The following is a 25151-nucleotide window of genomic DNA, read 5'->3' as shown; positions in this document are numbered from 1 at the left end:
GTCACTCTCCCTCTTGCAATCAACTGTTATTGTACACGGTTCTAATTGCGGTTGCAAAGACATTGAAAAAGCCAAAGCAGCTTGCTTTGCTTTGACTTTTTCATGTTTTTATTTTTTGTCGTCGTTTACTTCTTCAAAGTCTGCGTCAACGATATCGTCGTTTTCTGGTGCGCCGCCTTGTTCACCGGCAGCTTGCTGTGCTTGTGCAGCCTGCTCGTATGCTTTCATCGAAAGGCCTTGCAGAATTTCCTGCAATTTATCTTTCTTCTCGCGGATTGTATCGATGCTGTCGCCTTCAAGCGCCGACTTCAATTCGTCGCGTGCATCTTCAGCTTGTTTTTTCTCTTCTTCAGTTACCACTTCGCCAAGATCCGCGATCGTTTTGTCCGTTTGGAAAACGGCTTGGTCTGCTTCGTTGCGAAGTTCAACTTCTTCTTTCACTTTCGCATCTGCATCCGCGTTTTCTTCTGCTTCTTTGATCATGCGGTCGATTTCTTCATCTGTAAGTGAAGTGTTCGATTGGATTGTGATCGTCTGCTCTTTTTGTGTACCAAGGTCTTTCGCTTTTACGCTGACAATACCGTTTTTATCGATGTCGAAAGTAACTTCGATTTGCGGTACACCGCGCTGTGCTGGTGGAATATCAGCCAATTGGAAACGGCCAAGTGTTTTGTTGGCTGCGGCCATTGGGCGCTCACCTTGCAATACATGGATATCAACAGCCGGCTGGTTGTCAGCTGCAGTTGAGAATGTCTGCGATTTAGAAGTCGGGATCGTCGTGTTGCGCTCGATCAATTTCGTGAACACGCCGCCCATAGTTTCGATGCCGAGTGACAACGGTGTAACATCAAGCAATACAACATCTTTCACGTCGCCGCTCAAGACGCCGCCTTGGATTGCTGCTCCCATTGCAACTACTTCATCCGGGTTAACGCCTTTATGCGGCTCTTTCCCAGTCAATTTCTTAACGGATTCCTGTACTGCCGGAATACGTGTAGATCCGCCGACCAAAATGACGCGGTCCAAATCTGAAGCTGAAATGCCGGCATCTTTCAATGCTTGGCGAGTTGGCCCCATCGTGCGTTCAACCAATGCATGCGTCAATTCGTCGAATTTCGCGCGTGACATTGTCACTTCCAAGTGCAACGGTCCAGCTTCGCCAGCCGTGATGAATGGCAATGAAATCTGAGTGGAAGAAACACCTGAAAGGTCTTTTTTCGCTTTCTCAGCTGCATCTTTCAAGCGTTGAGTCGCCATTTTGTCTTTAGAAAGGTCGATGCCGTTCTCTTTTTTGAATTCCTGCACCAAATAATCGATGATCAATTTATCGAAATCATCTCCGCCCAGACGGTTGTCGCCGGCAGTTGATTTAACTTCGAAAACGCCGTCGCCCAGTTCAAGGATCGATACGTCGAACGTACCGCCGCCAAGGTCATAAACCAAGACAGTTTCGTCTTTGTCCATTTTATCGAGGCCGTATGCAAGTGCTGCTGCAGTCGGCTCGTTGATGATGCGCTCTACTTCAAGTCCGGCAATACGGCCAGCGTCTTTTGTCGCTTGGCGCTCTGCATCATTGAAGTAAGCAGGAACAGTGATAACCGCTCTTGTCACTTTTTCTCCAAGGTATTCTTCTGCGTAGCCTTTCAAGTATTGAAGGATCATTGCAGAAACTTCCTGTGGCGAATATTCTTTGCCTTCAGCAGTCACTTTTTCTTGTGTGCCCATTAGGCGCTTGACTGACTGGATTGTGTTCGGGTTCGTGATGGATTGGCGTTTTGCTACTTCACCGACTTGGCGCTCGCCATTTTTGAATGCGACAACAGAAGGAGTTGTGCGGTTGCCTTCTGGATTTGGAATGATCTTTGGTTCGCCGCCTTCTAATACTGCGACTGCTGAGTTAGTTGTACCTAAGTCAATACCGATAATTTTGCTCATTTAAAATTCCTCCATTACTGTTTTTATTCGTTTACTTTTACCATTGCCGGACGAAGCACTCTGCCTTTGAGTGTATACCCTTTTTGGAGTTCCATTAAGACAGAACCCGCTTCAGCCGAATCATCTTTTTCCTGCATGACAGCTTGATGGATATTCGGATCGAATGCTTCCCCGACCGATTTGATTTCTTCAAGCCCTTCGCGTTTGACCGCTTCAAGCAATGATTTCTGGACCATTTCGACTCCTTTTAATAAAGAAGACGATTCTTCGCTCCCCGTCCCCATTGCTAGGGCACGTTCGAAATTATCAAGGACCGGAAGAAGATCCACCAGCACCGACTGGGCACGGAATTTTTCCGCTTCCTGCCGGTCTTTGACCGCCCGGCGCTTGTAATTATCGAAATCCGCCATCAGGCGCAGGTATTTATTGCGTTCTGCTTCCAGTTCTTCGCGCAGTTTTTCTGTTTCATCCACTGCTGGTTCTTCGGCAGCCGCTTCAGGCGCCTCTGCATCGGCTGGCTCCGCGATTGTTTCGCCGGCCGCAACCGATTCTTCCTGCAATACGTCTTCTGTAATCGTTTCTTCGGTTTTTGGAGCTTGTTTTTTCTTAGCCAAATCCAGTTCCTCCTTTTGTTCACTTGCCCCGCAATAACCGGGTCAGTTCTTTAGACAAGTCGCCGCTCAGCGTATCCAGAAGCGTCACGACTCGTTTGTAATCCATGCGCTTCGGCCCTACTATCGCGATCGAACCTGTCTGTTCCTCCCCGATCGCATAAGCGACGGTAATCACGCTGCAATCTTCCATCGCAGACAAGGTGTTTTCCGAGCCAATGCGAATCTGGAGTCCGAGGCTGCCGGCTGGCATGATCATCGGAATGTGCTTCGATTCTTCCATAACATCCATCAAGCTTCTGATTTTATGGATGTCATGGAAATCCGGCTGTTTCAGGATATTCAGCTTGCCCGCATAATAGACATTGTCTTCATGCGGCAACACGACCGCTTGCCGGAAAGTTGTAAAAAGTTCGGCATAGCGGTTGATATGCTGCCTGAATATCGACAAGGTTTCCTGTTCGAGCCGCATGTGCAAGTCGTTCAACGAAACACCTGCCAGCCGCTCGTTCAAGATGTTCACCATCTTCTCGATGTCAGACGGATCAAGGCCAGGAGGGATCGGGAATACCCGATTTTCAACATGGCCCGAATCAGTGACGATAATCGCCACAGCGCTGTCTGCGCCAAGCGGCACAATCGACAGCCTTTTCACCGTATGCTTCCGGACGTCGGGGCCGAGCAGAATCGCCGTGTAATTGGTCAATTCCGATAAAATCATCGCTGAACGCTTGATAACTTCTTCCGTTTCAGCAATTTTATCATCGAAAATCGACTGCAGCTGCAGGATATCCTGCTTCGGCAACGGACGCGGCGTCAGCAAATGGTCGACATAATAGCGATACCCCTTTTGAGACGGGATGCGCCCAGAAGAAGTATGGGTCTTTTCAAGAAAGCCCATCTTTTCCAAGTCGGCCATCGCATTGCGGATGGTTGCCGGGCTGAATGGAAGTTCGGATTTTTTTGATAGTTGGTTCGATCCTACCGGCTGAGCTGACTCAATATAATCATCAACTGTTACTTTCAATATGAGCAACTGCCGTTCTGTTAACATGATCATCACCTCTGTTAGCACTCTATAGGTTCGAGTGCTAAGACTATATTAAAATTAACAAATTCCAGAAACCTTGTCAACGGATGAGGTCTCTTTTTCGTATTTTTATTCGGCAATGCGGAAAGACTGTGCCAAATAAAAAAGGATAGACCCTATTAGCGGGCCTATCCTCTTTCATATTTAGCGTGCAGCGTATTTATTCCCCTAATAGAAATTGCTCGAACACTTCGTTGCCGACAAATCTTCCTTGGCGCGTCAACTTCAAGCTGCCGCCTTCAGCAGTCAGATTGCCTTTCGCGATTTCTTTCTCCAAGATTCCACCGTAGACCGCTTCGAGCGGCTGGCCGAATTTCTCGTGGAAGCGTTCGGTCGATACGCCATCCGTCTTGCGCAGGCCGAGGAACATTTCCTCTTCCATCTTTTCATGGACCGGCACTTCATGCGTATTCAACACCGGGCGCTGCCCTTCGTCGAGCGGCGCCATGTATTTTTTCAGCGGGCCGGCGTTTGAATAGCGAATGCCGTTTACATAGCCATGGGCTCCTGCACCGACTCCGATGTATTCGGCGTTGTCCCAGTAAAGCAAATTATGCCTGGAATGAAATCCAGGGCGGGCAAAATTCGAAATCTCGTATTGCATCAAACCACGCGCTTCCATTTCATTCATCAGCTTATTGTACATATCGGCTTCCAAATCTTCTGTCACCGTGTTGAGCTTGCCTTTCGTCATCAAGTTATAGAAAACCGTTTTCGGTTCGATGATCAGCGAATACGCTGAGAAATGCGGCAAGTCGAATTCAAATGCCTGGCGCAGCGTATCTTCCCATTCTTCCATCGTCTGGCCAGGAAGACCGTACATCAAGTCGAATGAAATATTCGTAAAGCCCACTTCGCGTGCCGCCTTTACAGCGTTGTGGACATCGTTATTGCTATGTGTGCGGCCGAGCCGCTTCAACAAGTCAGCATCAAACGACTGGACGCCCATGCTCAAGCGGTTGACGCCGCCATCGAACAAGACCTGCATCTTCTCGCGCGTCAATTCATCCGGATTGGCTTCCGACGTCCATTCCAGATTTTCCGCCATCGGCACATATTCATGGACGTACGCCAATAATTTACGCAGCTGGTCCGGTGTCAGTGAAGTCGGCGTACCTCCTCCAAGGAAAATCGTCTCAAGCGGCTGATCGAGCGCACCTTCCTGCTTCCACAGCGCCAGCTCTTTGCCAACCGAATCGATGTACGCATCCACGGGCTGGTCTTTGAAGAACACCTTATTGAAATCACAGTAATGGCAAATCTGATGGCAGAATGGGATATGGATATACAATCCTTTTACCATGTCATCCCTTCTTTCTAAATAAGTTGAGTTAGATATTTATGATATTTCTTTAGATATTCCGCAAAAAACGCCTCGCTTGCTGCGGGCAAGACATGGGCCGAAGCCAGCGAGACCCATGTCTTTGCGACGAAGCGCATAGCGCTGCAATGTACTTTTTGTCTCGAAGCTAGCGCAGCGTTGCAGAGACAGGAGCAGAGTGCTTTTGCAGGCGTCTCGGCATTTTTTGCTCCATATCTTTTTTTAAAGAAATGAATTACTTTAGTTCTCTAAATTTTAGAGAGCTTATCCAGCGGAGGGGCGTCAAAGGGCTAGGCAAGGAAATGGTCAAATAAAATTTGGTCCATTTCCTTTGCTTCGAAGCTAGCGCAGCGATGCAACGGTTTTTCATGTCCCGAAGCTAGCGAAGCGATGCAGGGACAGAAGCAGAAGGTTTCTTAGCTGTGAGACGGGTGCTTTTCCCGTCTCATAGCAAGAGCCAAGGTGGTGCCGGGCACTTTCGGCAACTCCTTTGCGACGAGCTTGCGCAGGAGCAATCGTCTTTGCCCTACCCTGAGCGACCGAAGCGATATAGTAATCCATTCTTCTTTAGTTTAAACACAATAGCAAAAGGAGGCACAAAATCGGCCTCCTTCTCGCGATTTATTTTGATTGGTCGTCCATTTTCAGGATGGCCATGAATGCTTCTTGTGGTACTTCTACTGAACCGACTTGCTTCATGCGCTTTTTACCTTCTTTTTGCTTATCAAGAAGTTTGCGTTTACGAGAGATATCGCCGCCGTAGCATTTAGCGAGTACGTTTTTGCGCATGGCGCTGATGGTTTGGCGGGCAACGATTTTCTGGCCGATCGCTGCTTGGATCGGCACTTCGAATTGCTGGCGCGGAATCAATGTTTTTAGTTTGTCGACAATGACTTTGCCGCGTTCGTATGCGAAGTCGCGGTGGACGATAAAGCTGAGTGCATCGACTTGTTCAGCGTTCAACAGGATGTCCATTTTCACCAATTTCGACTCTTTATAGCCAATGAGCTCGTAATCGAATGAAGCATAGCCTTTTGTACCGGACTTCAATTGATCGAAGAAATCATAGACGATTTCGGCAAGCGGCAATTCGTAGACGATGCTGACGCGTGTTGCGTCGATATAGTCCATTGTCAGGAAGTTGCCGCGTTTTTTCTGGCAGATTTCCATAACGGCACCGACGTAATCATTCGGCACCATGACCGTCGCTTTTACGTATGGCTCTTCAACCACTGCGATTTTCTGTGCATCTGGCATCATGGCAGGGTTGTCTATTTTCAAGATTTCCCCATCCGTCATGTGGACATCATAGATAACACTCGGTGCAGTGGTGATCAAATCGATATTGAATTCGCGCTCGATGCGCTCTTGGATGATTTCCATGTGCAATAGGCCCAGGAATCCACAGCGGTAGCCGAAGCCAAGCGCTTGTGACGATTCCGGCTCGAATTGCAGCGCAGCATCGTTCAATTCCAGTTTTTCTAGTGCATCGCGCAAATCGTTGTATTTGGACGTATCGATTGGATACAATCCGCAATACACCATCGGGTTTAAACGGCGGTAGCCAGGCAGCGCATCGGTCGCCGGGTTTTTCGCCAGTGTGATGGTGTCGCCGACTGTCGAATCGCCGACATTTTTGATGCCGGCTGAGATAAATCCAACATCGCCGACTGTCAATTCTTCCAATAATAAGGCGTGCGGTGTAAAGACGCCTGTTTCGATGACATCGAACTCTTTGCCTGAAGCCATCATTTTGATGCGGTCTCCCGGTTTGACTGTACCTTCTACAATACGGATATACGCGATAACGCCGCGGTAAGGGTCGTAAAGCGAATCAAAAATCAACGCTTTTAGCGGTGCGCTAGGGTCGCCGGTCGGGGCAGGAACTTTTTCCACAATCTGTTCCAGAATATCTTCAATGCCGATGCCTGCTTTTGCTGATGCGAGAACCGCTTCTGAAGCATCAAGGCCGATCACTTCTTCGATTTCTTGGCGGACGCGCTCAGGATCAGCGGCCGGCAAATCGATTTTATTGATGACTGGCAGAATTTCGAGCTCGTTGTCCAGTGCCAAATAGACGTTGGCCAGCGTTTGGGCTTCGATGCCTTGCGCCGCATCAACGACAAGAACTGCGCCTTCACAAGCTGCGAGGCTCCGTGAAACTTCGTATGTGAAATCGACATGTCCCGGAGTGTCGATCAAGTGCATGATGTATGTTTCTCCGTCTTTCGCTTTATAATGCAGCTGTACAGCATTCAATTTGATCGTAATGCCGCGTTCGCGCTCCAAATCCATGGAGTCCAAGGATTGCGCTTTCATCTCACGGGAAGTCAGAGCTTCCGTTTTTTCCAATATGCGGTCTGCTAATGTAGACTTTCCATGGTCGATGTGTGCGATAATGGAGAAGTTACGGATTTTGCTTTGGCGTGCTACTCGTTCCTCATGATTCATTCTCTTCACTCCTATATAAACTACTTTGAATTATAGCAGTAGAGCAACTATTGAGCAATGAAAGCCTGTTGAAATCATTTTAGTGTCAAGGCAAACTTCTTTGCACGTATCTATGCAATCCGTTCCGCGATTTGATAAAATAATTCATGTTGTATAGAGACATAAAAGACAAGAGGCCTTCGCGTCTCTGTTCCTATTTGTCTAGGAGGTGAAATACATGCCAAACATTAAATCTGCTATCAAACGTGTTCGCACGAATGAAACGAAAAACGCTCAAAATGCTCACCAGAGATCAACTATGCGTTCTACTGTTAAAAAAGCTGAGCAAGCTCTTCTTAACAAGGATGATAACGCTAGCGACTCTATCAAAGCGGCTATCAAACAGGTGGAAAAAGCAGCTTCTAAAGGTCTTATCCACAAAAACACTGCAGCTCGTAGAAAATCTCGCTTGATGAAACAAGCGTAAAAAACGAAAGACCGTTTCCCTTGGGAATCGGTCTTTTTACTTGGTCTTTTTTTATGAAAGCTGGGCTTTGCTGCGCGGCTGTTTGCGCTTCATCAGGAAAAATTCCAGAATGCGTTCGCGGTTGCCGCTTTGCGTCTTCAGCTGCAAATCGATTTCAGCCAAATCGTTGAGCACTTCCAGCAAGCGCTGCTCCGGAATCTGCTGGCGCTTTTCAACCAAGAGCTTGACCCGATAAGGATGGGCTTTCAGCTGCTTGGAAATGGCTTGAGCATGGTAGCCTTTTTTCTGCAGGTAAAACACGTGGACCATGAAGCGGATCTGCGACGCAAGCAACGCCGTCAGCGCAACCGGCTCTTCTTTCTGCCGGATCAAATCGTAGTAGACGCTTAGCGCTTCAGAGATATTGCCATCCAAATAGGCTTGCAGCATCTTGAAAGCGTCCTGTTCCAGCGTCCGGGCAGTCATCCGTTCGATCAATTCGATCGTGATTTCTTCTTCTGACCCGAGATACAATGCCATCTTTTCAATCTCTGACGACAGCAGCGTCAAATTCGTGCCCGCCATTTCGATGAGCCGCTGCGCCGAACGTTTCGAAATCGCTTTGCCGTAGCTTTTGGCTTCGTGCTCAACCCACACTTCAAGATCGTTCGCCTGAAGCGGTTTCGCTTCGATCATCACCGCATGCTGCTTCATGAGCTTGGTGACTTTTTTGCGTTCATCCAATTTCTCATAAGGCGCAACGAAAATCGTCACGGAGCTGGATGGCGGATTTTCAAGCCACGTCTCCAACATCTTCAAGTTATGGTCGATTTTTTCTTTGCCGCGTTCAGCTGCCCGCAAAAACGATGCATTGCGAGCGATGATCAATTTCCGGTCGCTGAAGAACGGAATCGTGTCCGCTTCATCTATGACGTGGTCAACCGGCACTTCATCCAAGTCGAAATTGATGAACTCCGGTTCGCCGTCGGTCAATTTTTCTTTCAATAAATTCAAGGTTTTTTCAATGAAATAACTTTCTGTCCCCGCAATGACATAAACAGGATCGATCTGTCCGCTGCGGATGGCTTTCCATACTGAAGTGATCATGGATTGCACCCCCTCCTTCTACTATAAAGGATTTTAGCGCCGCGTGGTAATTTGACATTTTTGTGTCGGCAAGGTTTTTGGGCTAATTAGTTTAACTTCAATCTAGATTTTTCCACACGCTTCACTTATAATTAGAGGGAATTAGGAGGGGTAGCAATGAATGAATTTGAACAGAATGTACAGTCGAAGCGCAACGACGCAATAGACGCTGGAATGGGGTTTGTTGTTTCATTCGGTTTCTTTGCACTTATCTTTATCACTGCGGCTGTCGTACAATTTGTAGCTCGATGAATAGAAAAAAAGGTCTCCGCATCTGCGGAGGCCTTTTTATTTTATGGAATCTTATTTTGTTTCCTGCTCTTTTTGAGGAGCATTGTTTTTCAGCAAGACTTTCAAGCCTTGGCCCATATCCGATGCCAGTACGTAATTGCGGTCCACGAATACACCCCATACATCGGCTTGGTCCGGCGTGTATTGGCCAATCTGTTCAGGCTTGCTCGGGTCCGTAATGTCGACTGCATAGACGCCGCCGGCATAATGGCTCAAGTACAATGTGTTGCCGTGGACTTTTGGATCGTGGACGGTATTGGCGAATGTCGGCCCGTCTTCCACTTTCTCAGTCAAGTCTGTTTTAAATTCGCTCAATAGCTTTGGATTCGCTTTGTCTTTAATATCGAAGATGCGCGTATAGCCGTACGATTTTTCATAACCCGGGCGTACCGGACTGGACACTTCACGCGTTTCGATCAGCACATTGCCGCCTTTAGCCAGTGCTGCAGAATGTGCCGCCCCTTGCTGTTCAGAAGAGAAATCCGTGCGTCCGACAAATACCGGGTTTTCGGGATCTTTGATGTCAAAGATGACCGTTCCCAGGTCCCACATGGAAACATAAGCGAATTGCGCGTTATGGTCCGTGATGACACTGTGGTTGAAGACGGCTCTTGATTTGCCGTCCGGAGCGTTCCAATTATAGCCGTTGAACGAATCCGGCACTTCCGGTAATGAACGCGGATCAAACTGCCACAATGTTTCCGGCTCTGCCGGATTCGAAACGTCGACAATCTGGAAATCTTTTTGTTCTCCGCCACTATAGAAATCTGCATATGGATTCGACGCAAATACCAATGCACGATCACCTTGCATTGTCAGGTAAAGTTCATGTGTGCCACGAGTGGATGCATACGTTTCCCAATAGCCGAGTTTTTCCGGATTCGCAGGGTCGGTTACGTCGTACAGCAAGAATCCGCCTGACGTTTCAGGATTATTCCGATTGAGCTGCTGCACGCTGACTACTGCCAAATCCCCTTTGAAATCTGGGGTATCGATGCTCTTGACGATGACTTTTTCCTGCCAAGACCCTGGTACATCATCATGGCCGAACACAGCCACTTCTTTTGGATTGGCAGGATCTTTCAAATCGAATACCCGGACGCCGCCGTTTCCTCCATTGGCCGTATGAGTTCCGAGATAGGCATAGCCTTTATGGGCATAGACATCGGCTGTATTGTTCTGCACGCCATTCAGTTCCTTGAGTTGAGCGGCTGCTCCTTCTTTCAGGAACGAAAGATTTTTAGAGCCATTGATGCTTGAATCGCTTAAATTAATCAATTCTTCATTGGAGAAAACACTGCGTTCCCCCTTCGACAAATCACTGCCATCCAACGCATCGTGGGCAAGAACCCCTGGTGCTGCCGACAATACAAGAAGTGCAGCTAAAGAAACATTCAAAAACGGTTTTTTAATGCTCAATATTTTTCCTCCTAATGTATATTATTTTATATTTACCAAATATAGTATATTAGGAAGAAAACGATAATAGCAATACTTTGAAAGTCTAATTATTTAAATATTTAAAAAATAATCTATTTGGCACATCCTCCTTCATTTCAAATGACACAGAAAATAAGCCGAAATTTTTTATTAAAAAGGCTTTTAAGAAAAAAGAACTATCTCCGATTATGCGTAGGAGATAGTTCTTTTGCAGAGCTTCATTCTAAAATTAACGTTCATAAATTTTTTTGGAACCTGGGTTATACCGGATCAGCTATCTTGAATCTTTGGATGGCATGCCTGCAAACTTTTTGTGCTCCTGCTTCACCATTTCGATGAATTTCCGTTGTTCTTCTTCATGCTTTTTCAACAAAGGGATATTGGAATCCTCTTTCAAATAGCGTCCCACCCGATTATTATGCCAAATAATATGGCTATAGCGGAAATCGTCGGCTAATTCAATGAACCACTTTTCTTCAGCCAATAATTTTACATTCTTCTCTAATTTCGTGTCGTTTGTAAAAAAGTCTTCGATTGCATTGCTTATCTTACTCGCTGCCAGTTCTGAAACGAAGAAACCCAGAAGCCTTCCGATTGCAACCGCTGCTTGGTACAACACCGCTAAAAGTAATTCCGCCATTTCCGCATCCATCCTTTACAAGATCAAACCTCAATACATTCAGTATACATCTATCCCCAAAATATGGAATACCGTTTTTGGAGGCTAATAAAAAAAAGACAGTCGGTAAATTTTCTGCCGCACCGCCTCTTTGCTATTCACGTATTTCAACTATCTATTTTTAACGCATTTTCCGGAGTTCCACCTCACCGTCCACAACTTCCACTTCAATTGTGCCGCTTTCCGCTGTGTTCAACACCGGCAGGTTCAATTTTTGAAAACGCCCCACCACGTCGGGGTTCGGATGCCCATACCGATTGTCTTTGCCAGTGGAGAAAATCGACAGCTTCGGCATTGCCGCTTCCAGAAATTCTTGGCCACTGGACGTTTTGCTGCCGTGGTGGCCGATTTTTAAGATCGTCAAACCAGCCAACTCTCCGCTATACGCCTCAACAATTTTTTTCTCGCCCGCCAATTCTAAATCCCCGGTGAACAGTGCCCGGAAACCGCTATTTTCCAAAAGCAGCACCAACGAATCGTCATTGCCGCTGTATTCGGCATCCCCTGGAGACAAATAACGGAATCGGGTTGTCCCTTGCGTCCAGCCGCTGCCGCTTGTGGGATAGCTCAGCTTCGCCTCACCGGCATCCTTCGCCAACTCCTGCATGAGCGGCGTCGTTTGAGAGCCGGGTGTAAGATGGAGATTGCGGATCTGCAGCGCTTTGAATAATTCGTCGGCCCCTTCGGCGTGGTCCGCATCTGCATGGCTGAGGACGAGGAGGTCGACTGTCGAAATACCATTTCCTTTTAAGTAAGGCACCACCACTTGCCTGCCAATTTCGAACGGCCGCTCTTTCTGGCGGAATTCTTCCGTGCCGAAGCGCAAAAGCCCTCCGGTATCGATCACGTAGACGGCACGCCTATGGGGCAGCTCGATAACGGCACTGTCGCCTTGGCCGACATCCAGGAAAGTCACTTTCAGCGCTGGATCCAGATATGGCATAGCCGTAAATAAAGCGGCTGGCACAAGCACAATCAATAGCTGCCGCGCACGGAATCTTTTTTCGGCAAGACCGTAAAACAGCAAAACGCTTGCCAGGAGGCCCATTGCCAGCCATGGCGCCGGACGCCCTGGATTCCACATCTGGTACGGCCACGATGCAAGCCAAGCCATTCCGTCCCCGATCCATTCTCTGCAAGGTGCATATATGAAGAACAACGCATTCGCAGCCGGCGGGAACACCAGCGTCAATCCGAGGGCCAGCAAGTTAACCGGCAGAATGACCAAGGTATAAAGCGGCACAAAAAGACTGTTGACGGCAAAAGCCGAAATTGATATTTCGTAAAAATGGAACAGCAAAATAGGGTAAAGCGTCATTTGTGAAATTGCTGTAATCAGCAGCCCTTGCTCGAAAGCAGATCGGCACCTTGCCAACAGCTGCCGCGAGTAGATGATGCCGAACGCCGCACCGTATGATAATTGAAAACCGATATTGTAGATCGCATACGGGTTCCAGATGACAAAGAAAAGGAAGCTTCCGAGCAGCACGCTGGACGCTGGCAACCGGATATTAGCGAGCTTGCCTGCCAATACTAAACTGACCATGCAGACTGCACGCAGCACGGAAGGGGCACCTCCCGCCATGATGGCATAAAGCGGCAGCATGGCCAACAGCAAGAGCAGCGCGGATTCTTTGTGGACGCGCAGCCGGACCAGCAAAAAATAAGCGAGCCCTGCAACAATCGCGACATGCAGACCGGATATCGCAAAGAGATGCGTGATGCCAAGCGTCTGGTAAATCTGCCTTTCTTCGATGCCCATCCCCCGTTGCTCACCGATCAGCAACGCTTCCGCTTCAGTGGCGAGTTCAGCAGGAAACGACGCGTTGATATGCGCACCCAGCTTTTTCCGCTGCTGCAGCATCTTGGCGTAAAACGTATGCTGGGCTTTAAACGCATCAATCTTTTCAATTGTCAGCATCGCTGCAGCGCCGTTCGTTTCCAAGTAGCGGGCCATATCGAACGAGAACCGGTGCGAAGGTTCCGCCACTGCCTCGAACACACCGGCAACAACCAGTTTTGAAGCCGGCAGCGCCGCTTGTGCTTCCGCTTTTTCTTCAGCATCTTTGAACCGGTAAGCGGCATAGACTTTTTGCCCGTTTGCCAGTTCCGCAAAGCCGCGCAAGCTATCGCCGTCAATCGTGTAATTGCCCGCAAAATCCAGTTCTCCACTGTATGCTGCGGCTGTGATGACAGTTGGAACGCGCTGCTCCTGCAGCATATAGACACAGATCGTTATTGCCAGTATGTGAATAAACAGTTTCGCTCCTTCACGCTTCCAGAACATCCAACAAAAAAGCAGCCCGATGAAGACAAGCTCTTTCGCTGTTTCATGGGCTGCATAGGTGGCAATGATGGCTGCCGCCGCATTGTATAGAAGAAAATTTCCGCTTACACTTCCACTTCTCCGAATAATTCATTCACCCGTTCAGTAAAATGGGCCAATTCTTCTTCGGTGCTGCCTTTTTCCCGCAGCTTTTCAAGCATTTCCATGTAGAGCCTGTTTTTTTCGACGCTCAGGAAATCGATTTTGCGTTCATCGAACATCACTTGTATGACTTCTACACCGGCCTGCTCGAATAATTCAATCGCATAAGAGTGATTTTTATAATCGGCCGCATAATACAAGCGGGAGATGCCTGCCTGGATGATTGATTTCGAGCATTGCAGGCACGGGAAATGGCTGACGTACATGTCTGCCCCGTTGACGCTGACGCCATATTTCGCACATTGCAATAAGGCGTTCATTTCCGCATGGATGGTGCGTACACAATGGTTGTCCACAACGTAGCAGCCTTGGTCGATGCAATGGTCGCCGCCGGAAATGGAACCGTTATAGCCCCCCGCCATGATGCGGCGGTCACGGACGATTGTCGCTCCGACGGCCAGGCGTGTACATGTGCTTCTAAGTGCCAGCAAATGGCTTTGCGCCATGAAAAATTGGTCCCAAGTTATTCGCTTCATCTAATTGCCTCCTGCTTGTCTGTATAAAATAAGTTTAGCAGAGGGTGGATTTTCGTCAACCGTCCATCCGGATCAAATCCTCTTATTGGACCGTTATGCCGTCTTTCAATTGTTCAAAAGACTTATCGCCAATGCCTGTAACATCCTTCAAATCCTCGATTTTTTCAAAATTGCCGTTTTCGGTCCGATATGTGATGATGGCTGCGGCTTTTGAAGGTCCGATGCCCGGCAGTTCCATTAACTCCGCATCGGTGGCCGAGTTGATGTCAACCAACCCGCCAGCAGGGCCTGCTGCTGGCCCGGTCTGTACCGGACTGGCTAAAACGGGCAATTCTTCACCTATAGCTGGTACATATAACACCATTTCATCCTGGACTTTCAACGCAAGATTGATGGCCGTCGGATCGGCGGTTTCCAAAAAGCCGCCCGCCGCCGCTATGGCATCCTGGGCTCGGGCGCCTGCTGGCAGTTCAAATACACCTGGGCTTGCCACTTGCCCTTTGATATCGATCATGATGGTTTCTGGAAGTGCATCCTGCTGGGTGGGGGTTTCCGTCTGTTGGGGCGGTGCAGCTTGAATTTGTTCAAGAGTTTGGGCCGGCACAAGTTCCGGCTCGCTCTGGGGGATGAAAAGGTAGATGGCCAAAGCCATGGCTGCAGCTGCCGGGATGGCAAGCCAGCCTAATTTTCCGCGAAGCTGGGATAGGTTCAGCGGTGAGCGCTCCTTTCACAAGGAGGCAATTAATGAAGCTGTCTGAATTGTATACGAATTACCAGATGCTGTCTATCGATTTTTAGGCTGCTGATCTGCAAAAGTACATGAAAAAACCCGCAGACTTGCCGCGGGTTCTGTTGCTGCTTATTTGATTGCGTGGAAAAAGATGCGTTCGCTTTCTTCATCCGGGCTTTGCCCCGTGAAGTCGGCCGTTATTGATTCCACTTGGAAACCAGCCTGTTCCAGCCAAGCTTGATAGGTTTCTACCGGAAACGTTTGTTGCTCATGCGTTTCTTCAAAACGTTCGAACGTTTCTCCGTGGCGCATAAAAAACGTGATGTCATGGATGACGCTATTTGCATGGGCGCCCTTTTCCGTATGCCAAATATAAGCGACGTTTTCGCCGTCCATGACAAACGGGCTGTCCATATAGATATCGTTTATTTTGAAAAGCGAATGGACGTCGAAGAAAAGATGTCCGCCTTCATTCAAAGCGGCATGGACTTCAGCGAACGTCCGCTTGACTTCTTCTTCCGTTTCCAAATAATTAAGCGAATCGATGGCGATCGTCACGGCATCAAAGCCGCCGATGCCTTCTAAATTGTCCATCGACAATTGCAGCACCGGAATCGCTAAGTTTGCTTCTTGGAAGCGATTGCTCGCAATCGCCAGCATGTCTTCCGACAAATCGCTCGCCGTCACATCGAATCCGACTTCGCTGAAAAGTTGCGAAAGGGTCCCGGTCCCGCAAGCCAGATCGAGGAGTTTCCCCGACTGGACGGAGGACCCGACCCATTCGACATACTTTTCGTACGGAATATCTTCCATCAGTTCATCATAAACTGACGCAAATTTCCCATACCTCATATTTCCATTGTCGGCGCTTCTCTCCAGAGGCGCTCAAGGTTGTAATAATCACGCTCGTCTTTATGGAATACGTGAACCACTACATCGCCGATATCAACAAGAATCCAGCGCGCAGAGTCAAATCCTTCCACACTTTTCACTTCGTTTCCTGCTTCGTGGGATTGTTCAATCACAGCACGGGCAATCGCTTGCACTTGGCGGTCCGAGTTCCCTGTACAGATGAGGAAATAATCCGCCAATAGCGAAATGCCTTCCATATTCAAAACCACAATATCCTCGGCTTTTTTGTCTTCTACGGCATTATAAGCCATTTGGAGTAAAGTTTGTTTAGTCATTCTTTCACTTTCCCTTTCTGTTTCGTGAAGTATTCGTAACACTTCAATGAATCCGGAAAAACCGGTTGATTTTTTGATACAAGAAATTCGATGGAATGTTTGATGCAGGCTTCCATCATAACATCCAATCCTTGTTCTTTTAATTGTCGCAATTCATCGACTCCGGTGAATTTGCGGTTGGGCTCGACCATGTCTGCAACATAAATGATTTTTTCCAGGTCAGACATGCCTGCCCGCCCTGTTGTATGGTAACGGATGGCGTTCAAAACATCTTCATCGTTCACGCCGAATTCGTAGCTCGCGACATATGCCCCGACAGGCGCATGCCATAATTCCGCATGGTAATCGAGCAATAGCGGGTCCATTTTCTGAGAAATGATCACTGATTGCATCCATTGCCGATCCGAGAACTTCGCGACATCGTGCAAAATGGCTGCCACTTGCGCTTTTTCTTCCGGCACATTGAAACGCTTCGCCAATTCCACTGCTGTGCCGAGCACGCCTAGAACATGATTATAACGGTTTTCAGGAAGGCGTTTCTTCACCTTCTGCAACATTGCACTCTGGTCCATATAACCGCTCCTTTCGAATAAAAGCTTCCACTTTTTCCGGTACGAGAAATGAAATTGTCCTGCCTTGCGCCATTCTGTCGCGGAGCATCGTCGATGACAAATGCATTTCCGGCGAATCAATCATCCGCACTGGGTACGGGGTCGTATTTTCATAGCCTGGCCGGCTGATGCCGATAAAACGGACCAGCCTGGCGAGTTCATCAATCCGGTGCCAGGAAGACAGGTCGGCAATGCTGTCGCCGCCGATGATAAAGTAAAATTCGGTGTCCGGTTCGAGAGCCATCAGTTTCAGCATGGTGTCGTACGTATACGAAACACCGCCTTGCCGGATTTCAAAATCCTCTACACGGAAACCCGCATGCCCATCAATTGCCAGACGGGCCATTTCCAGTCGCTGGCCAGCGTTTGCACCGCTCACTTCTTTATGGGGTGCGATGAAATTGGGCATAAAGCGAACTTCATCAAGCCCAATGGAATGAAAAGCTTCGTTGGCCATAATCAGGTGGCCGAGATGTGGAGGATTGAATGTTCCGCCCAATATCCCGACTTTTTTCATCCTTTTCTAGGCAGCTCGATGCGTCTATTATTGACCGATGGCTTGTAAAGGACAACTGTATGGCCGATCAATTGCACCAATTCTGCCGCCGTTCCTTCAGACAATTGCTTAGCAACGTCATGTTTGCCATCTTCGTTGTTTTGAAGAATGCTGATTTTCACCAATTCACGGGCTTCCAATGCTTCTTCAATCTGGCGCAGCATCGCTCCGTTGACGCCGCCTTTTCCGACTTGGAAAATCGGGTCTAAATGATGCGCTTCACTGCGTAAAAATCGTTTTTGTTTACCTGTTAACATAAGTGCCTCCTAATTTTTCCGTAAGAATTCTAATCATTTTTTCTGTATCAGGGCTTACTCCCGTCCATTTCTCGAACGCGATAGCGCCTTGGTAGACGAACATGCCGATGCCGTTCAATGTCCGGCATCCTTTTGCTTCAGCCGCTTTCAAAAAAGGCGTCTCGAGCGGGTTGTAAATGATGTCTGCAGCAAGCGTTCCGGCTGCTGCATGATCAAGCGACAAAGGCAGCCCTTCATCTTCAGCAAGGCCGACAGAAGTGGTCTGGATAATGGTGCTGAATTCCGCAAGCGAAAGTTCAGCATCCCTCAGCGTCACCGCGTTTCCGTTCATGGCTTCCGCCAATTCCTCGGCGCGCCGGAACGTGCGGTTGGTGATGGTGACCGAGTCGAAGCCTGCTTTTTTCAAAGCGAAAGCGATTCCTCTAGCCGCCCCTCCCGCACCAATGACGAGCACTTTGCCTTCAAGGTCCGGCTGCTTCGCCATCAGCGAACGCACAAAGCCGTCGCCGTCCGTGTTCCAGCCCGTTGTCCGTTTGCCATTGAACGTGACCGTATTGACTGCGCTCATGGCAATGGCCGTTTCGTCGAGATTATCGAGCAGCGGGATAATGGCCTGTTTATGGGGCAGCGTCACATTAAAGCCGCTGATGCCCAATGTTCTCATAGCATGAAACACTTTTTCAAGTTCGAATGGTTCCGTATGGACCGGAATATACGCCGCGTCGATGTTGTGCTCTTCAAACCATTGTTCATGCATGAACGGAGACAGCGAATGTCCAATCGGATCCCCGATGACCGCATACCATTTTTTCATCAAAATCCCCCTATATTAAGGATGGCCGCAAAATAACTTCCACGCCTTTCGGTGCGTATGCGGCAATGACTACATTTGGATGCTGGACCGTAATCCAGCCAAGCCCTGAAAATACAATGTCGGTCTTGCTGTCTTTTACGCGGAATTCATGGCGCACCAATTCCGGGAAATCATCTTTGAATTCCGCGGATGGCGGCGCCAGCATTCCGCCTAGATGCTGTTCATACAATGCATCTGCATTTTCCAATTTCGTGCGGTGTATGGTCAAATCGTTGGCAACATGGACCGTGAAGGAAGAACGGTCGCCTTGGATGAAATCAAAACGGGCCAAGCCGCCGATATAAAGCGTTTGTTCCGGATTAAGCTGGAAAACGCGCGGTTTGATTTCTTTTTTCGGCATGATCATTTTCAAATCTTCTGTATGCAGAAAATGTGCCAATTGATGATGGTTGATGATTCCTGGCGTGTCGAAAAGCGAGTTTTCGTCATCCAACGGGATTTCAATCATATCAAGCGTTGTTCCCGGAAAATGGGAAGTCGTAATGATATCGGAATGCCCAGTCGACTGTTTGATGATGCGGTTGATGAATGTCGATTTCCCGACATTCGTGCTGCCGACAACATAGACGTCTTTGCCTTTTCGGTAATGTTCGATCGCTTCCATCGCTTCAACGATGCCAGTGCCTTTATGGGCGCTGACTGTCAGCACATCAATCGGTTTCAAGCCAAGTTTTTTTGCTTCCTGTTTCATCCAATTGATCAATTTATGCTGCTTGACCGATTTTGGCAATAAATCCGATTTATTGGCAATCAGCAAAATGTCATTGCTGCCGACAAATCGATGGAGCCCTGGGAGCCAGCTGCCGTTAAAGTCGAAAATGTCGACGATTTTAACGATCAGGCCTTTTTTTTCGCCAAGGCCGTTTAAAATTTTCAAGAAATCATCATCCGTCAACGAGACAGGCTGAAGTTCGTTGTAATTTTTCAATCTGAAGCAGCGCTGGCAGATGATTTCTTCTTTATCTAAGGAAGATGGCGGTGCGTAGCCCAATTCTCCCGGGCGTTCTGTCTGGATTAATGCACCGCATCCGATGCAATTTGGCATTTCGTTCAATTTTCTTCCTCCCACATGATCTGGCCTTTATCTTTCAGTTTCTTCATGATTCTGCGTTCTACCAATCGGTTGAAACGGGTAAAAAAGCCATCGGACTGGGCCACTGGCAACACAAGAATCGTATGGAGCTTGTTGAGGTTGCCGCCGAAAATATCGGTCAGCATCTGGTCTCCGATGACCACAACGTGTTCACGGCTGACATTCATCAGCTTGAGCGCTTTTCTGAATGCCCGGCCCATCGGCTTGCGAGCCTGGTAGATGAACGGGATGCCGAGCGGATCAGCAAAGGATTTCACGCGCAGCTCGTTGTTGTTCGAAACGATGACCACTTGGATCCCTGCCTCTTTCATCGAGCGCAGCCAATCGATCAGCATCGGTGTAGCTTCCGGGCGGTCCCATTCCACCAGCGTGTTATCGAGGTCGGTGATGATTCCGCGGATCCCTTTGTCCAATAGCATTTGCGGTGTGATATCAAACACTTTTTTTACATATTGGCTTGGTACGAATTTATGGTACATAATTGACAACTCCTGTTTCTAGCGACTTAATTCAACTGATTATAACATATGCGCGAGGGCTTCTCCCACCCTGACCGAATTTCCATTCTGCACATTGCTGCTGAACTCGACTTTTCCGCGTTCAAAAAACAGCACGACGGTTGAACCGAAACTGAAATAAGCGGCTTCTTCACCCTTTTTCCAGCTCGTGCCGAAGTTCGTCAGCTCAATCGAGTTAACGAACATGGCGCCCACTTTCACCATCAGGAGCCGACCGCATTCGCTGTCGAGTTCGGTGATCATCCGGTAATTGCCGCTGATCGGGGCCTTGCCGTATTGCAGCCCCGCCTGGTTCACCGGATACGATTTTTTCCCCAAAACATATTGCTTGAGCACAGTTCCATCGACTGGGCTATGGATGCGGTGGTAATCGGCTGGCGACAAGTACAGCACAATGTATTTTCCGCCGCGGTAGAAATCAGCCAGTTCCGCGCTGCCCAGCAGATCTTCCAACGAATATTGCTGGCCTTTCACTAAGAAATGGATGTTGTCATCGAGATCGCCGGCAATTTCCACTTTTGCATCGACAGGCGACACCACGGCTTGCTCTGACATCGGACGCCGGTCTTTTTTCAGCTGGCGAATAAAAAAGTCGTGCAATGTCGGAAACGAATTCACATTTCCGTCAACATCCGCCATATCTATTTTATAGGTCTTAATATACCCTGGAATCGCCTTGCGGCTCAGCCGCGACTGGGCGAAATGTTTAATCAGGCCGGAAGTTACCGGCCCATTTGTCAATTCAATTGAACGCTGGTAAAGCTTCTTCTTCACACAGACACCTCCGTTGCTTAAAATAGTCTACCATTTTTTGGCCTTAGGCAGTATAATGAACTAAAGAAGTTTATGACAAAGGAGTGTTTTCCATTGCTACTCATAGAACGGATGGATCACACAATTAAAAAATTGAGATCCCAAGCCGCAAACATGATCACGATTGGCAATATGGCTTTTGGCGGCGCGTCTTTAATGGCAGCGCTTAACGGCTATTATAGCTTTAGTGTTTTATTTATTTTCATAGCCGCATTTTTAGATCGTTTCGACGGCATGGTCGCCCGGAAGTTCAATCAGGAGTCCGAACTCGGAAAACAGTTGGATTCCATGAGCGACATCATCTCGTTCGGAGTAGCCCCGGCAATCTTGATGTACGAGCTTGTGCTTGCAGATTTCGGCATTGCGGGCATGGCATTCACAGTCATTTATATCGCAAGCGGCGCGTTCCGCTTGGCACGCTTCAACATTTCAGAGTCTACCGGCTATTTCACCGGCTTGCCGATTACAGCTGCAGGCACCGTTGTCACATTATCCTATTTCGGCTTAGCGGTCATTCCGCCTGTCGCTTATATGTTCTTGTTCTTGCTGTGCTCGTTGTTGATGGTCAGCACATTCACCCTTAGAAAAGTATAAAAGCTGGAAGCGGCTCCTTTGCCGCTTCCAGCTTTTTTTGTTTTTATTGCGCCGCTAAGCGGTCTACAACGTTCAAGACGATCTGGGTAGAATGTTTCGCCGCCACTGGCAGAAATTCTTCAAACGAAATATTGGATTGTTTGCCCGCGATATCCGACAATGCACGGATGACGACAAACGGCTTATCGAATTGGTGGCACACCTGGGCGACTGCCGCAGCTTCCATTTCAGCCGCTTTCATCGACGGGAAATGTCCGCGCACTTTTTCGACGCGCTCTGCGTCGTCCATGAACGAATCGCCGGTAGCGATAAGGCCCACTGCATAAGCGTGCTCCCCGAGCTCTTCAACCGCGGCAATCGCGTGATCCATCAAATCCGCGCTCGACAGGAATGCTGCCGGCAATTGCGGCACTTGGCCCATTTCATAGCCGAAAGCAGTGACGTCAACATCGTGATGGCGGACTTCGTCGGAAATGACGATGGCTCCAACTTCAAGATCCGCATCAAATCCTCCTGCAGAACCGGTATTGATGACAACATCCGGTTTGAATTGCTGAAGCAGCAGCGTTGTGGACATCGCTGCATTCACTTTGCCGATGCCGCTTTTCAATAAGACAACTTCTTGCCCTTTATACGTACCTGAAGTGAATTCGCAATTCGCGATTTCCTCCGTCTTCACATTGTCGAGGCTTGCACGCAGCAAATGAACCTCTTCTTCCATTGCACCGATTACTCCGATTTTCATCTATTCTACATCCCTTCTATGATTCTATAAATTCTTTTCAAAAACTTGCCATAAAAAAAGACGCCTTTTTAATAGGCGCCCTTCAGTGTTTTTAGGACATCCAATTTTACTGGGCTCCAGCCTTTGCCGTCAACCCATTCCATATGGACGCGGTATTTCTTCGATTGGTCTTTGGACTGCACCACTCCGATTGATTTCTGCGGGCCTCCGCCGTTTTTAATCATCATGATGTACATATCGTCCGCCGCCAATCCCGTGGCGTAAGAAATCGCTTTGATTTTTTCATTCCAGTCTGCTGAGCCTTTTTCATAAACAGAAACGTGCTCGCCTTTTTGCTTTGTGCCGACAGGCTCCCAGCTTGTGTTGATGATTGTTTCTTCAACGACCGGATCGTTTGAATCTTCCTTCGTGATGGTCCCGCCAGTTACTTTGCCTTCTTTTGTTTCTTCAGGCTCCGCTTCCTTATCAGCAGGAGTTTCTTCGGTTTCTTTTTCAACTTCTTCTTCTGAGTCAGCTTCAGTGCCGCTGCCAGCAGGTTCGCCTTCCGGTTCATTTGCTGTGCTGCCTTCTTCCAGCTCCGCTTCAGAAGCGATTTTTACGGATTCAGGTTGCTCAATGCTTCCTTCTTCCTTATCAAGAAAGATAAATGCTCCTGTAATGAGGATCAAAGTGAAGACCAGCCCGATCATCATGTTCAAGACCGAGTTCGACCGGTTTTTATCCATGACAGGGTTGGACCGATTCTTCTTATTCAAGCGAGAAGGATATCGTTTTTCTTCATTGGCCATTTAAATGCCTCCTCTTCAAATGTTTTTTGCGTGCTGCCACATAACGAATAGAACGTCTAGACGCACGTAATGTTCCAAGGGAGAGCGATTTTTACCAAAAACGGCCATTCTTTGTTGGAATGGCCGTTTTTCTAAATCAAGTGATCGATACGATTTTGATTTCCATTTCGCCGCCTGGCGTCAACACTTTGACGATCTCGCCGACAGTGCGGCCGATCATGCTTTTCGCGATTGGCGAATCATTGGAAATACGGCCTTCAAGCGGATCCGCTTCTGCCGATCCAACAATTGTGTAAGACTCTTCGTCGCCGTCCGGAACTTCGACGAAAGTCACCGTTGTGCCCAAGCGGACCATATCTTTATTCGATTCGTTTTCATTTATGATTACTGCGTTGCGGATCATCGATTCCAATGTCGAAATGCGTCCTTCGACGAATGCCTGATCTTCTTTTGCGGAGTCGTACTCTGCGTTCTCAGATAAATCACCAAAATCACGGGCGATTTTAATCCGTTCAACCACTTCTTTGCGTTTGATCGTTTTCAGAAAGTCTAGTTCATCCTCCAACTTCTGCTTTCCTGCAGCTGTCATCGGAAATTGTTTTTCGGTAGCCATTTTTCCCCACTCCTTCAACTGCTGACCCTAGATGCGGTGCATCCGTCAGTCTCGTATCATCATATTATAATCTGGCAATCTATTCAAGAATTGTTTTAATTTTTGTAACCATCAAGTCGATTGCTACTTCATTCTGCCCGCCTTCAGGGATGATAACGTCCGCGTAGCGCTTGGTTGGTTCGATAAATTGATTGTGCATCGGCCGCACGACAGTCAGGTATTGTTCAATCACTGAATCGATTGTCCGTCCCCGTTCGTTGATGTCCCGCAGCAGACGGCGGATGATACGCAGATCCGCATCGGTATCAACGAATAATTTAATGTCCATCAATTCCCGCAGACGCTGGTCTTCGAGGACCAAAATGCCTTCCAGGATGATGACGTCTTTCGGCTCAATATGTACCGTTTCATCAGCGCGTGTATGGATTGCGTAGTTGTAAATCGGCTTTTCGATCGCTTCACGGCCTAATAGCTTATTGACATGGCCGATAAGCAAATCCGTATCGAACGCCAATGGATGGTCATAATTCGTTTCGAGACGCTCTTCAAAAGCCAAATGGCTTTGGTCTTTATAATAATAATCTTGTTCGATCACAACGACCGAATGTTCTTTAAACACTTCATAAATGGAATTCGTGACGCTGGTTTTACCCGAGCCCGAACCTCCTGCTATCCCGATTACCACCGGACGGTTTTTCGACATTATTCCAAGCTCCTTGCAAATCGACTTTTTTATTGGCTTTTCTTTTTACAGACCATGATGCCGTCGCCTACTGGCAGCAATTGCACGTCGTACAGCGGATTGGCCATCATTTGTTCCCTGAATTTCTTGATGTTGCGGATCATCGTCCGCTTTCTTCGCGGTATATCGGCGAGCGGCTGGTCAGCCATCCCGTGCATCAGCATATTATCGCAATAAATGATTCCGCCTTCCGGCAGCAGCGTTTCGTATTTCTCGAAAAAGCGCTCGTATTGCCCTTTGGCAGCATCAATGAAGATGGCGTCATAAGAAGGCTGCAATACGGAAAAATCCATTTCGAGTGCATCGGCATGGAAAATACGGATGCGTTCTCCATAGCCCGATTCCAAGATGAACTTCTCAGCCTGCCCGAATCTGCTGTCATCCCGCTCAATTGTGTCGATTTTGCAAACCGGCAAAGCCTGCGCCATTTTTATCGCTGAAAAGCCGATGGCCGCACCGATTTCCAAAATGGAGGCCGGCTTCTGCTGGTCCAGCAGCTGGGTCAGTTCATCAATGCCTTGCTCTTCCATGATCGGCACATGATGCTGAACAGCGTAGCTTTTAATCGACTCCAGCGTCTCCGCCAATTGTTGTTGTCCCATTATTCAAGCCCCTTCTCGCGCTAGCAAAAATTACTACTTATACTAACATAAAACA

The 25151-nt window shown here is 48.1% G+C and carries 28 protein-coding genes; 3 read left to right on the top strand and 25 right to left on the bottom strand.

Translation table 11 applies throughout. The features are described 5' to 3' along the window. Positions 1–108 precede the first annotated feature (108 nt). The 5 genes from dnaK to lepA form a co-directional block, all read right to left on the bottom strand. Positions 109–1935 (bottom strand): molecular chaperone DnaK, encoded by a 1827-nt coding sequence (gene dnaK, locus EGV91_RS03240; RefSeq protein WP_135500739.1) that lies wholly within the window; start codon positions 1933–1935, stop codon positions 109–111. Between the two features lie 23 nt (positions 1936–1958). Continuing rightward, entirely contained in the window at positions 1959–2549 is a 591-nt protein-coding gene (gene grpE / locus EGV91_RS03235; RefSeq protein ID WP_135500738.1) for a nucleotide exchange factor GrpE, read from the bottom strand. Between the two features lie 19 nt (positions 2550–2568). After that, positions 2569–3600, bottom strand: a complete 1032-nt coding sequence (hrcA, locus tag EGV91_RS03230) for a heat-inducible transcriptional repressor HrcA (protein ID WP_135500737.1) — start codon at positions 3598–3600, stop codon at positions 2569–2571. Positions 3601–3796: 196 nt separating this feature from the next. Continuing rightward, the gene (gene hemW, locus EGV91_RS03225) at positions 3797–4939 is read right to left on the bottom strand and encodes a radical SAM family heme chaperone HemW (protein ID WP_135500736.1); all 1143 of its coding nucleotides are present in this window, start codon (positions 4937–4939) and stop codon (positions 3797–3799) included. A 639-nt stretch (positions 4940–5578) separates the two neighbouring features. After that, positions 5579–7408, bottom strand: coding sequence for a translation elongation factor 4 (gene lepA, locus EGV91_RS03220; protein ID WP_135500735.1), 1830 nt, complete (start codon positions 7406–7408; stop codon positions 5579–5581). A 217-nt stretch (positions 7409–7625) separates the two neighbouring features. Here lepA and rpsT point away from each other — a divergent pair, with 217 nt between their 5' ends. Beyond that, entirely contained in the window at positions 7626–7874 is a 249-nt protein-coding gene (gene rpsT, locus EGV91_RS03215) for a 30S ribosomal protein S20 (RefSeq protein ID WP_135500734.1), read from the top strand. 51 nt (positions 7875–7925) lie between these two features. Here the strand turns inward: rpsT and holA are convergent, their stop codons facing one another. Beyond that, positions 7926–8960, bottom strand: a complete 1035-nt coding sequence (holA, locus tag EGV91_RS03210; RefSeq protein ID WP_135500733.1) for a DNA polymerase III subunit delta — start codon at positions 8958–8960, stop codon at positions 7926–7928. A 156-nt stretch (positions 8961–9116) separates the two neighbouring features. Between holA and EGV91_RS03205 the strand changes: the two genes are divergently transcribed. Beyond that, positions 9117–9251 carry a YqzM family protein gene (locus tag EGV91_RS03205; protein WP_135500732.1) on the top strand — a complete coding sequence of 45 codons (135 nt, stop codon included), beginning with the start codon at positions 9117–9119 and terminating at the stop codon, positions 9249–9251. Between the two features lie 51 nt (positions 9252–9302). On the opposite strand, the gene EGV91_RS03200 is transcribed toward EGV91_RS03205, so the two are convergent. From EGV91_RS03200 to EGV91_RS03135, 14 genes are all read right to left on the bottom strand, one after another. Then, positions 9303–10709, bottom strand: coding sequence for an LVIVD repeat-containing protein (locus EGV91_RS03200; protein WP_158290561.1), 1407 nt, complete (start codon positions 10707–10709; stop codon positions 9303–9305). Positions 10710–11004: 295 nt separating this feature from the next. After that, a complete protein-coding gene (locus EGV91_RS03195; RefSeq protein ID WP_135500731.1) occupies positions 11005–11370 on the bottom strand; it encodes a hypothetical protein in 366 nt (121 codons plus the stop codon). 160 nt (positions 11371–11530) lie between these two features. Continuing rightward, positions 11531–13696: a DNA internalization-related competence protein ComEC/Rec2 gene (locus EGV91_RS03190; RefSeq protein ID WP_135500730.1), complete on the bottom strand. Its 2166-nt coding sequence runs from the start codon at positions 13694–13696 to the stop codon at positions 11531–11533. A 104-nt stretch (positions 13697–13800) separates the two neighbouring features. Next, complete coding sequence (locus EGV91_RS03185; protein ID WP_135500729.1) at positions 13801–14373, bottom strand: ComE operon protein 2; 573 nt, start codon at positions 14371–14373, stop codon at positions 13801–13803. Between the two features lie 82 nt (positions 14374–14455). Then, positions 14456–15025 (bottom strand): helix-hairpin-helix domain-containing protein, encoded by a 570-nt coding sequence (locus EGV91_RS03180; RefSeq protein ID WP_135500728.1) that lies wholly within the window; start codon positions 15023–15025, stop codon positions 14456–14458. A gap of 207 nt (positions 15026–15232) precedes the next feature. Then, positions 15233–15955 (bottom strand): class I SAM-dependent methyltransferase, encoded by a 723-nt coding sequence (locus EGV91_RS03175; protein WP_135500727.1) that lies wholly within the window; start codon positions 15953–15955, stop codon positions 15233–15235. Next, positions 15952–16290, bottom strand: a complete 339-nt coding sequence (gene rsfS, locus EGV91_RS03170; RefSeq protein ID WP_135500726.1) for a ribosome silencing factor — start codon at positions 16288–16290, stop codon at positions 15952–15954. Before rsfS ends, EGV91_RS03175 begins: the two co-directional genes overlap by 4 nt. Then, positions 16287–16862, bottom strand: coding sequence for a bis(5'-nucleosyl)-tetraphosphatase (symmetrical) YqeK (gene yqeK / locus EGV91_RS03165; protein WP_135500725.1), 576 nt, complete (start codon positions 16860–16862; stop codon positions 16287–16289). The genes rsfS and yqeK overlap by 4 nt, the downstream gene beginning before the upstream one ends. Continuing rightward, positions 16816–17418, bottom strand: a complete 603-nt coding sequence (locus tag EGV91_RS03160; protein WP_135500724.1) for a nicotinate-nucleotide adenylyltransferase — start codon at positions 17416–17418, stop codon at positions 16816–16818. Before EGV91_RS03160 ends, yqeK begins: the two co-directional genes overlap by 47 nt. Beyond that, positions 17415–17714: a ribosome assembly RNA-binding protein YhbY gene (gene yhbY, locus EGV91_RS03155; protein ID WP_135500723.1), complete on the bottom strand. Its 300-nt coding sequence runs from the start codon at positions 17712–17714 to the stop codon at positions 17415–17417. The genes EGV91_RS03160 and yhbY overlap by 4 nt, the downstream gene beginning before the upstream one ends. Then, the gene (gene aroE, locus EGV91_RS03150; protein WP_135500722.1) at positions 17701–18528 is read right to left on the bottom strand and encodes a shikimate dehydrogenase; all 828 of its coding nucleotides are present in this window, start codon (positions 18526–18528) and stop codon (positions 17701–17703) included. The genes yhbY and aroE overlap by 14 nt, the downstream gene beginning before the upstream one ends. A gap of 10 nt (positions 18529–18538) precedes the next feature. Then, on the bottom strand, positions 18539–19642 hold the full coding sequence (gene yqeH / locus EGV91_RS03145) for a ribosome biogenesis GTPase YqeH (RefSeq protein WP_135500721.1): 1104 nt from the start codon (positions 19640–19642) through the stop codon (positions 18539–18541). Further along, a complete protein-coding gene (locus EGV91_RS03140) occupies positions 19639–20163 on the bottom strand; it encodes a YqeG family HAD IIIA-type phosphatase (RefSeq protein WP_277751533.1) in 525 nt (174 codons plus the stop codon). Before EGV91_RS03140 ends, yqeH begins: the two co-directional genes overlap by 4 nt. A 36-nt stretch (positions 20164–20199) precedes the next feature. Beyond that, positions 20200–20973, bottom strand: a complete 774-nt coding sequence (locus tag EGV91_RS03135) for a phosphatidylserine decarboxylase (protein WP_135500719.1) — start codon at positions 20971–20973, stop codon at positions 20200–20202. 93 nt (positions 20974–21066) lie between these two features. On the opposite strand from EGV91_RS03135, the gene pssA reads away from it, so the two are divergent. Further along, on the top strand, positions 21067–21606 hold the full coding sequence (gene pssA, locus EGV91_RS03130; RefSeq protein WP_135500718.1) for a CDP-diacylglycerol--serine O-phosphatidyltransferase: 540 nt from the start codon (positions 21067–21069) through the stop codon (positions 21604–21606). 43 nt (positions 21607–21649) lie between these two features. Here the strand turns inward: pssA and mtnN are convergent, their stop codons facing one another. The 5 genes from mtnN to EGV91_RS03105 form a co-directional block, all read right to left on the bottom strand. After that, positions 21650–22351, bottom strand: a complete 702-nt coding sequence (mtnN, locus tag EGV91_RS03125; RefSeq protein WP_135500717.1) for a 5'-methylthioadenosine/S-adenosylhomocysteine nucleosidase — start codon at positions 22349–22351, stop codon at positions 21650–21652. 68 nt (positions 22352–22419) lie between these two features. Beyond that, positions 22420–23139: a YrrS family protein gene (locus tag EGV91_RS03120; protein ID WP_135500716.1), complete on the bottom strand. Its 720-nt coding sequence runs from the start codon at positions 23137–23139 to the stop codon at positions 22420–22422. Positions 23140–23275: 136 nt separating this feature from the next. Further along, on the bottom strand, positions 23276–23752 hold the full coding sequence (gene greA, locus EGV91_RS03115; protein WP_135500715.1) for a transcription elongation factor GreA: 477 nt from the start codon (positions 23750–23752) through the stop codon (positions 23276–23278). Between the two features lie 79 nt (positions 23753–23831). Beyond that, positions 23832–24455 (bottom strand): uridine kinase, encoded by a 624-nt coding sequence (gene udk / locus EGV91_RS03110; protein ID WP_135500714.1) that lies wholly within the window; start codon positions 24453–24455, stop codon positions 23832–23834. 29 nt (positions 24456–24484) lie between these two features. After that, on the bottom strand, positions 24485–25096 hold the full coding sequence (locus EGV91_RS03105; protein WP_135500713.1) for an O-methyltransferase: 612 nt from the start codon (positions 25094–25096) through the stop codon (positions 24485–24487). Positions 25097–25151: the final 55 nt, after the last annotated feature.

The organism is Planococcus koreensis (assembly GCF_004761975.1).
Taxonomy (GTDB): domain Bacteria; phylum Bacillota; class Bacilli; order Bacillales_A; family Planococcaceae; genus Planococcus; species Planococcus koreensis.
Note: the sequence above shows the minus strand (reverse complement) of the source record. Positions and strands in the feature narration are given on the sequence as shown.

Excerpts from the sequence above, each read along its gene's own strand:
- yqeK (WP_135500725.1), bottom strand. The coding sequence starts at position 16,862 with ATGGACCAGAGTGCAATGTTGCAGAAGGTGAAGAAACGCCTTCCTGAA.
- EGV91_RS03190 (WP_135500730.1), bottom strand. The coding sequence starts at position 13,696 with ATGTTCTGGAAGCGTGAAGGAGCGAAACTGTTTATTCACATACTGGCA.
- rpsT (WP_135500734.1), top strand. The coding sequence starts at position 7,626 with ATGCCAAACATTAAATCTGCTATCAAACGTGTTCGCACGAATGAAACG.
- EGV91_RS03160 (WP_135500724.1), bottom strand. The coding sequence starts at position 17,418 with ATGAAAAAAGTCGGGATATTGGGCGGAACATTCAATCCTCCACATCTC.
- EGV91_RS03205 (WP_135500732.1), top strand. The coding sequence starts at position 9,117 with ATGAATGAATTTGAACAGAATGTACAGTCGAAGCGCAACGACGCAATA.
- rsfS (WP_135500726.1), bottom strand. The coding sequence starts at position 16,290 with ATGACTAAACAAACTTTACTCCAAATGGCTTATAATGCCGTAGAAGAC.
- EGV91_RS03105 (WP_135500713.1), bottom strand. The coding sequence starts at position 25,096 with ATGGGACAACAACAATTGGCGGAGACGCTGGAGTCGATTAAAAGCTAC.
- aroE (WP_135500722.1), bottom strand. The coding sequence starts at position 18,528 with ATGAAAAAATGGTATGCGGTCATCGGGGATCCGATTGGACATTCGCTG.
- lepA (WP_135500735.1), bottom strand. The coding sequence starts at position 7,408 with ATGAATCATGAGGAACGAGTAGCACGCCAAAGCAAAATCCGTAACTTC.
- EGV91_RS03120 (WP_135500716.1), bottom strand. The coding sequence starts at position 23,139 with ATGGCCAATGAAGAAAAACGATATCCTTCTCGCTTGAATAAGAAGAAT.
- dnaK (WP_135500739.1), bottom strand. The coding sequence starts at position 1,935 with ATGAGCAAAATTATCGGTATTGACTTAGGTACAACTAACTCAGCAGTC.
- EGV91_RS03185 (WP_135500729.1), bottom strand. The coding sequence starts at position 14,373 with ATGAAGCGAATAACTTGGGACCAATTTTTCATGGCGCAAAGCCATTTG.
- mtnN (WP_135500717.1), bottom strand. The coding sequence starts at position 22,351 with ATGAAAATCGGAGTAATCGGTGCAATGGAAGAAGAGGTTCATTTGCTG.
- yhbY (WP_135500723.1), bottom strand. The coding sequence starts at position 17,714 with ATGTTAACAGGTAAACAAAAACGATTTTTACGCAGTGAAGCGCATCAT.
- hrcA (WP_135500737.1), bottom strand. The coding sequence starts at position 3,600 with ATGTTAACAGAACGGCAGTTGCTCATATTGAAAGTAACAGTTGATGAT.
- holA (WP_135500733.1), bottom strand. The coding sequence starts at position 8,960 with ATGATCACTTCAGTATGGAAAGCCATCCGCAGCGGACAGATCGATCCT.
- EGV91_RS03180 (WP_135500728.1), bottom strand. The coding sequence starts at position 15,025 with ATGGCTTTGGCCATCTACCTTTTCATCCCCCAGAGCGAGCCGGAACTT.
- greA (WP_135500715.1), bottom strand. The coding sequence starts at position 23,752 with ATGGCTACCGAAAAACAATTTCCGATGACAGCTGCAGGAAAGCAGAAG.
- hemW (WP_135500736.1), bottom strand. The coding sequence starts at position 4,939 with ATGGTAAAAGGATTGTATATCCATATCCCATTCTGCCATCAGATTTGC.
- udk (WP_135500714.1), bottom strand. The coding sequence starts at position 24,455 with ATGTCGAAAAACCGTCCGGTGGTAATCGGGATAGCAGGAGGTTCGGGC.
- EGV91_RS03175 (WP_135500727.1), bottom strand. The coding sequence starts at position 15,955 with ATGAGGTATGGGAAATTTGCGTCAGTTTATGATGAACTGATGGAAGAT.
- EGV91_RS03195 (WP_135500731.1), bottom strand. The coding sequence starts at position 11,370 with ATGGCGGAATTACTTTTAGCGGTGTTGTACCAAGCAGCGGTTGCAATC.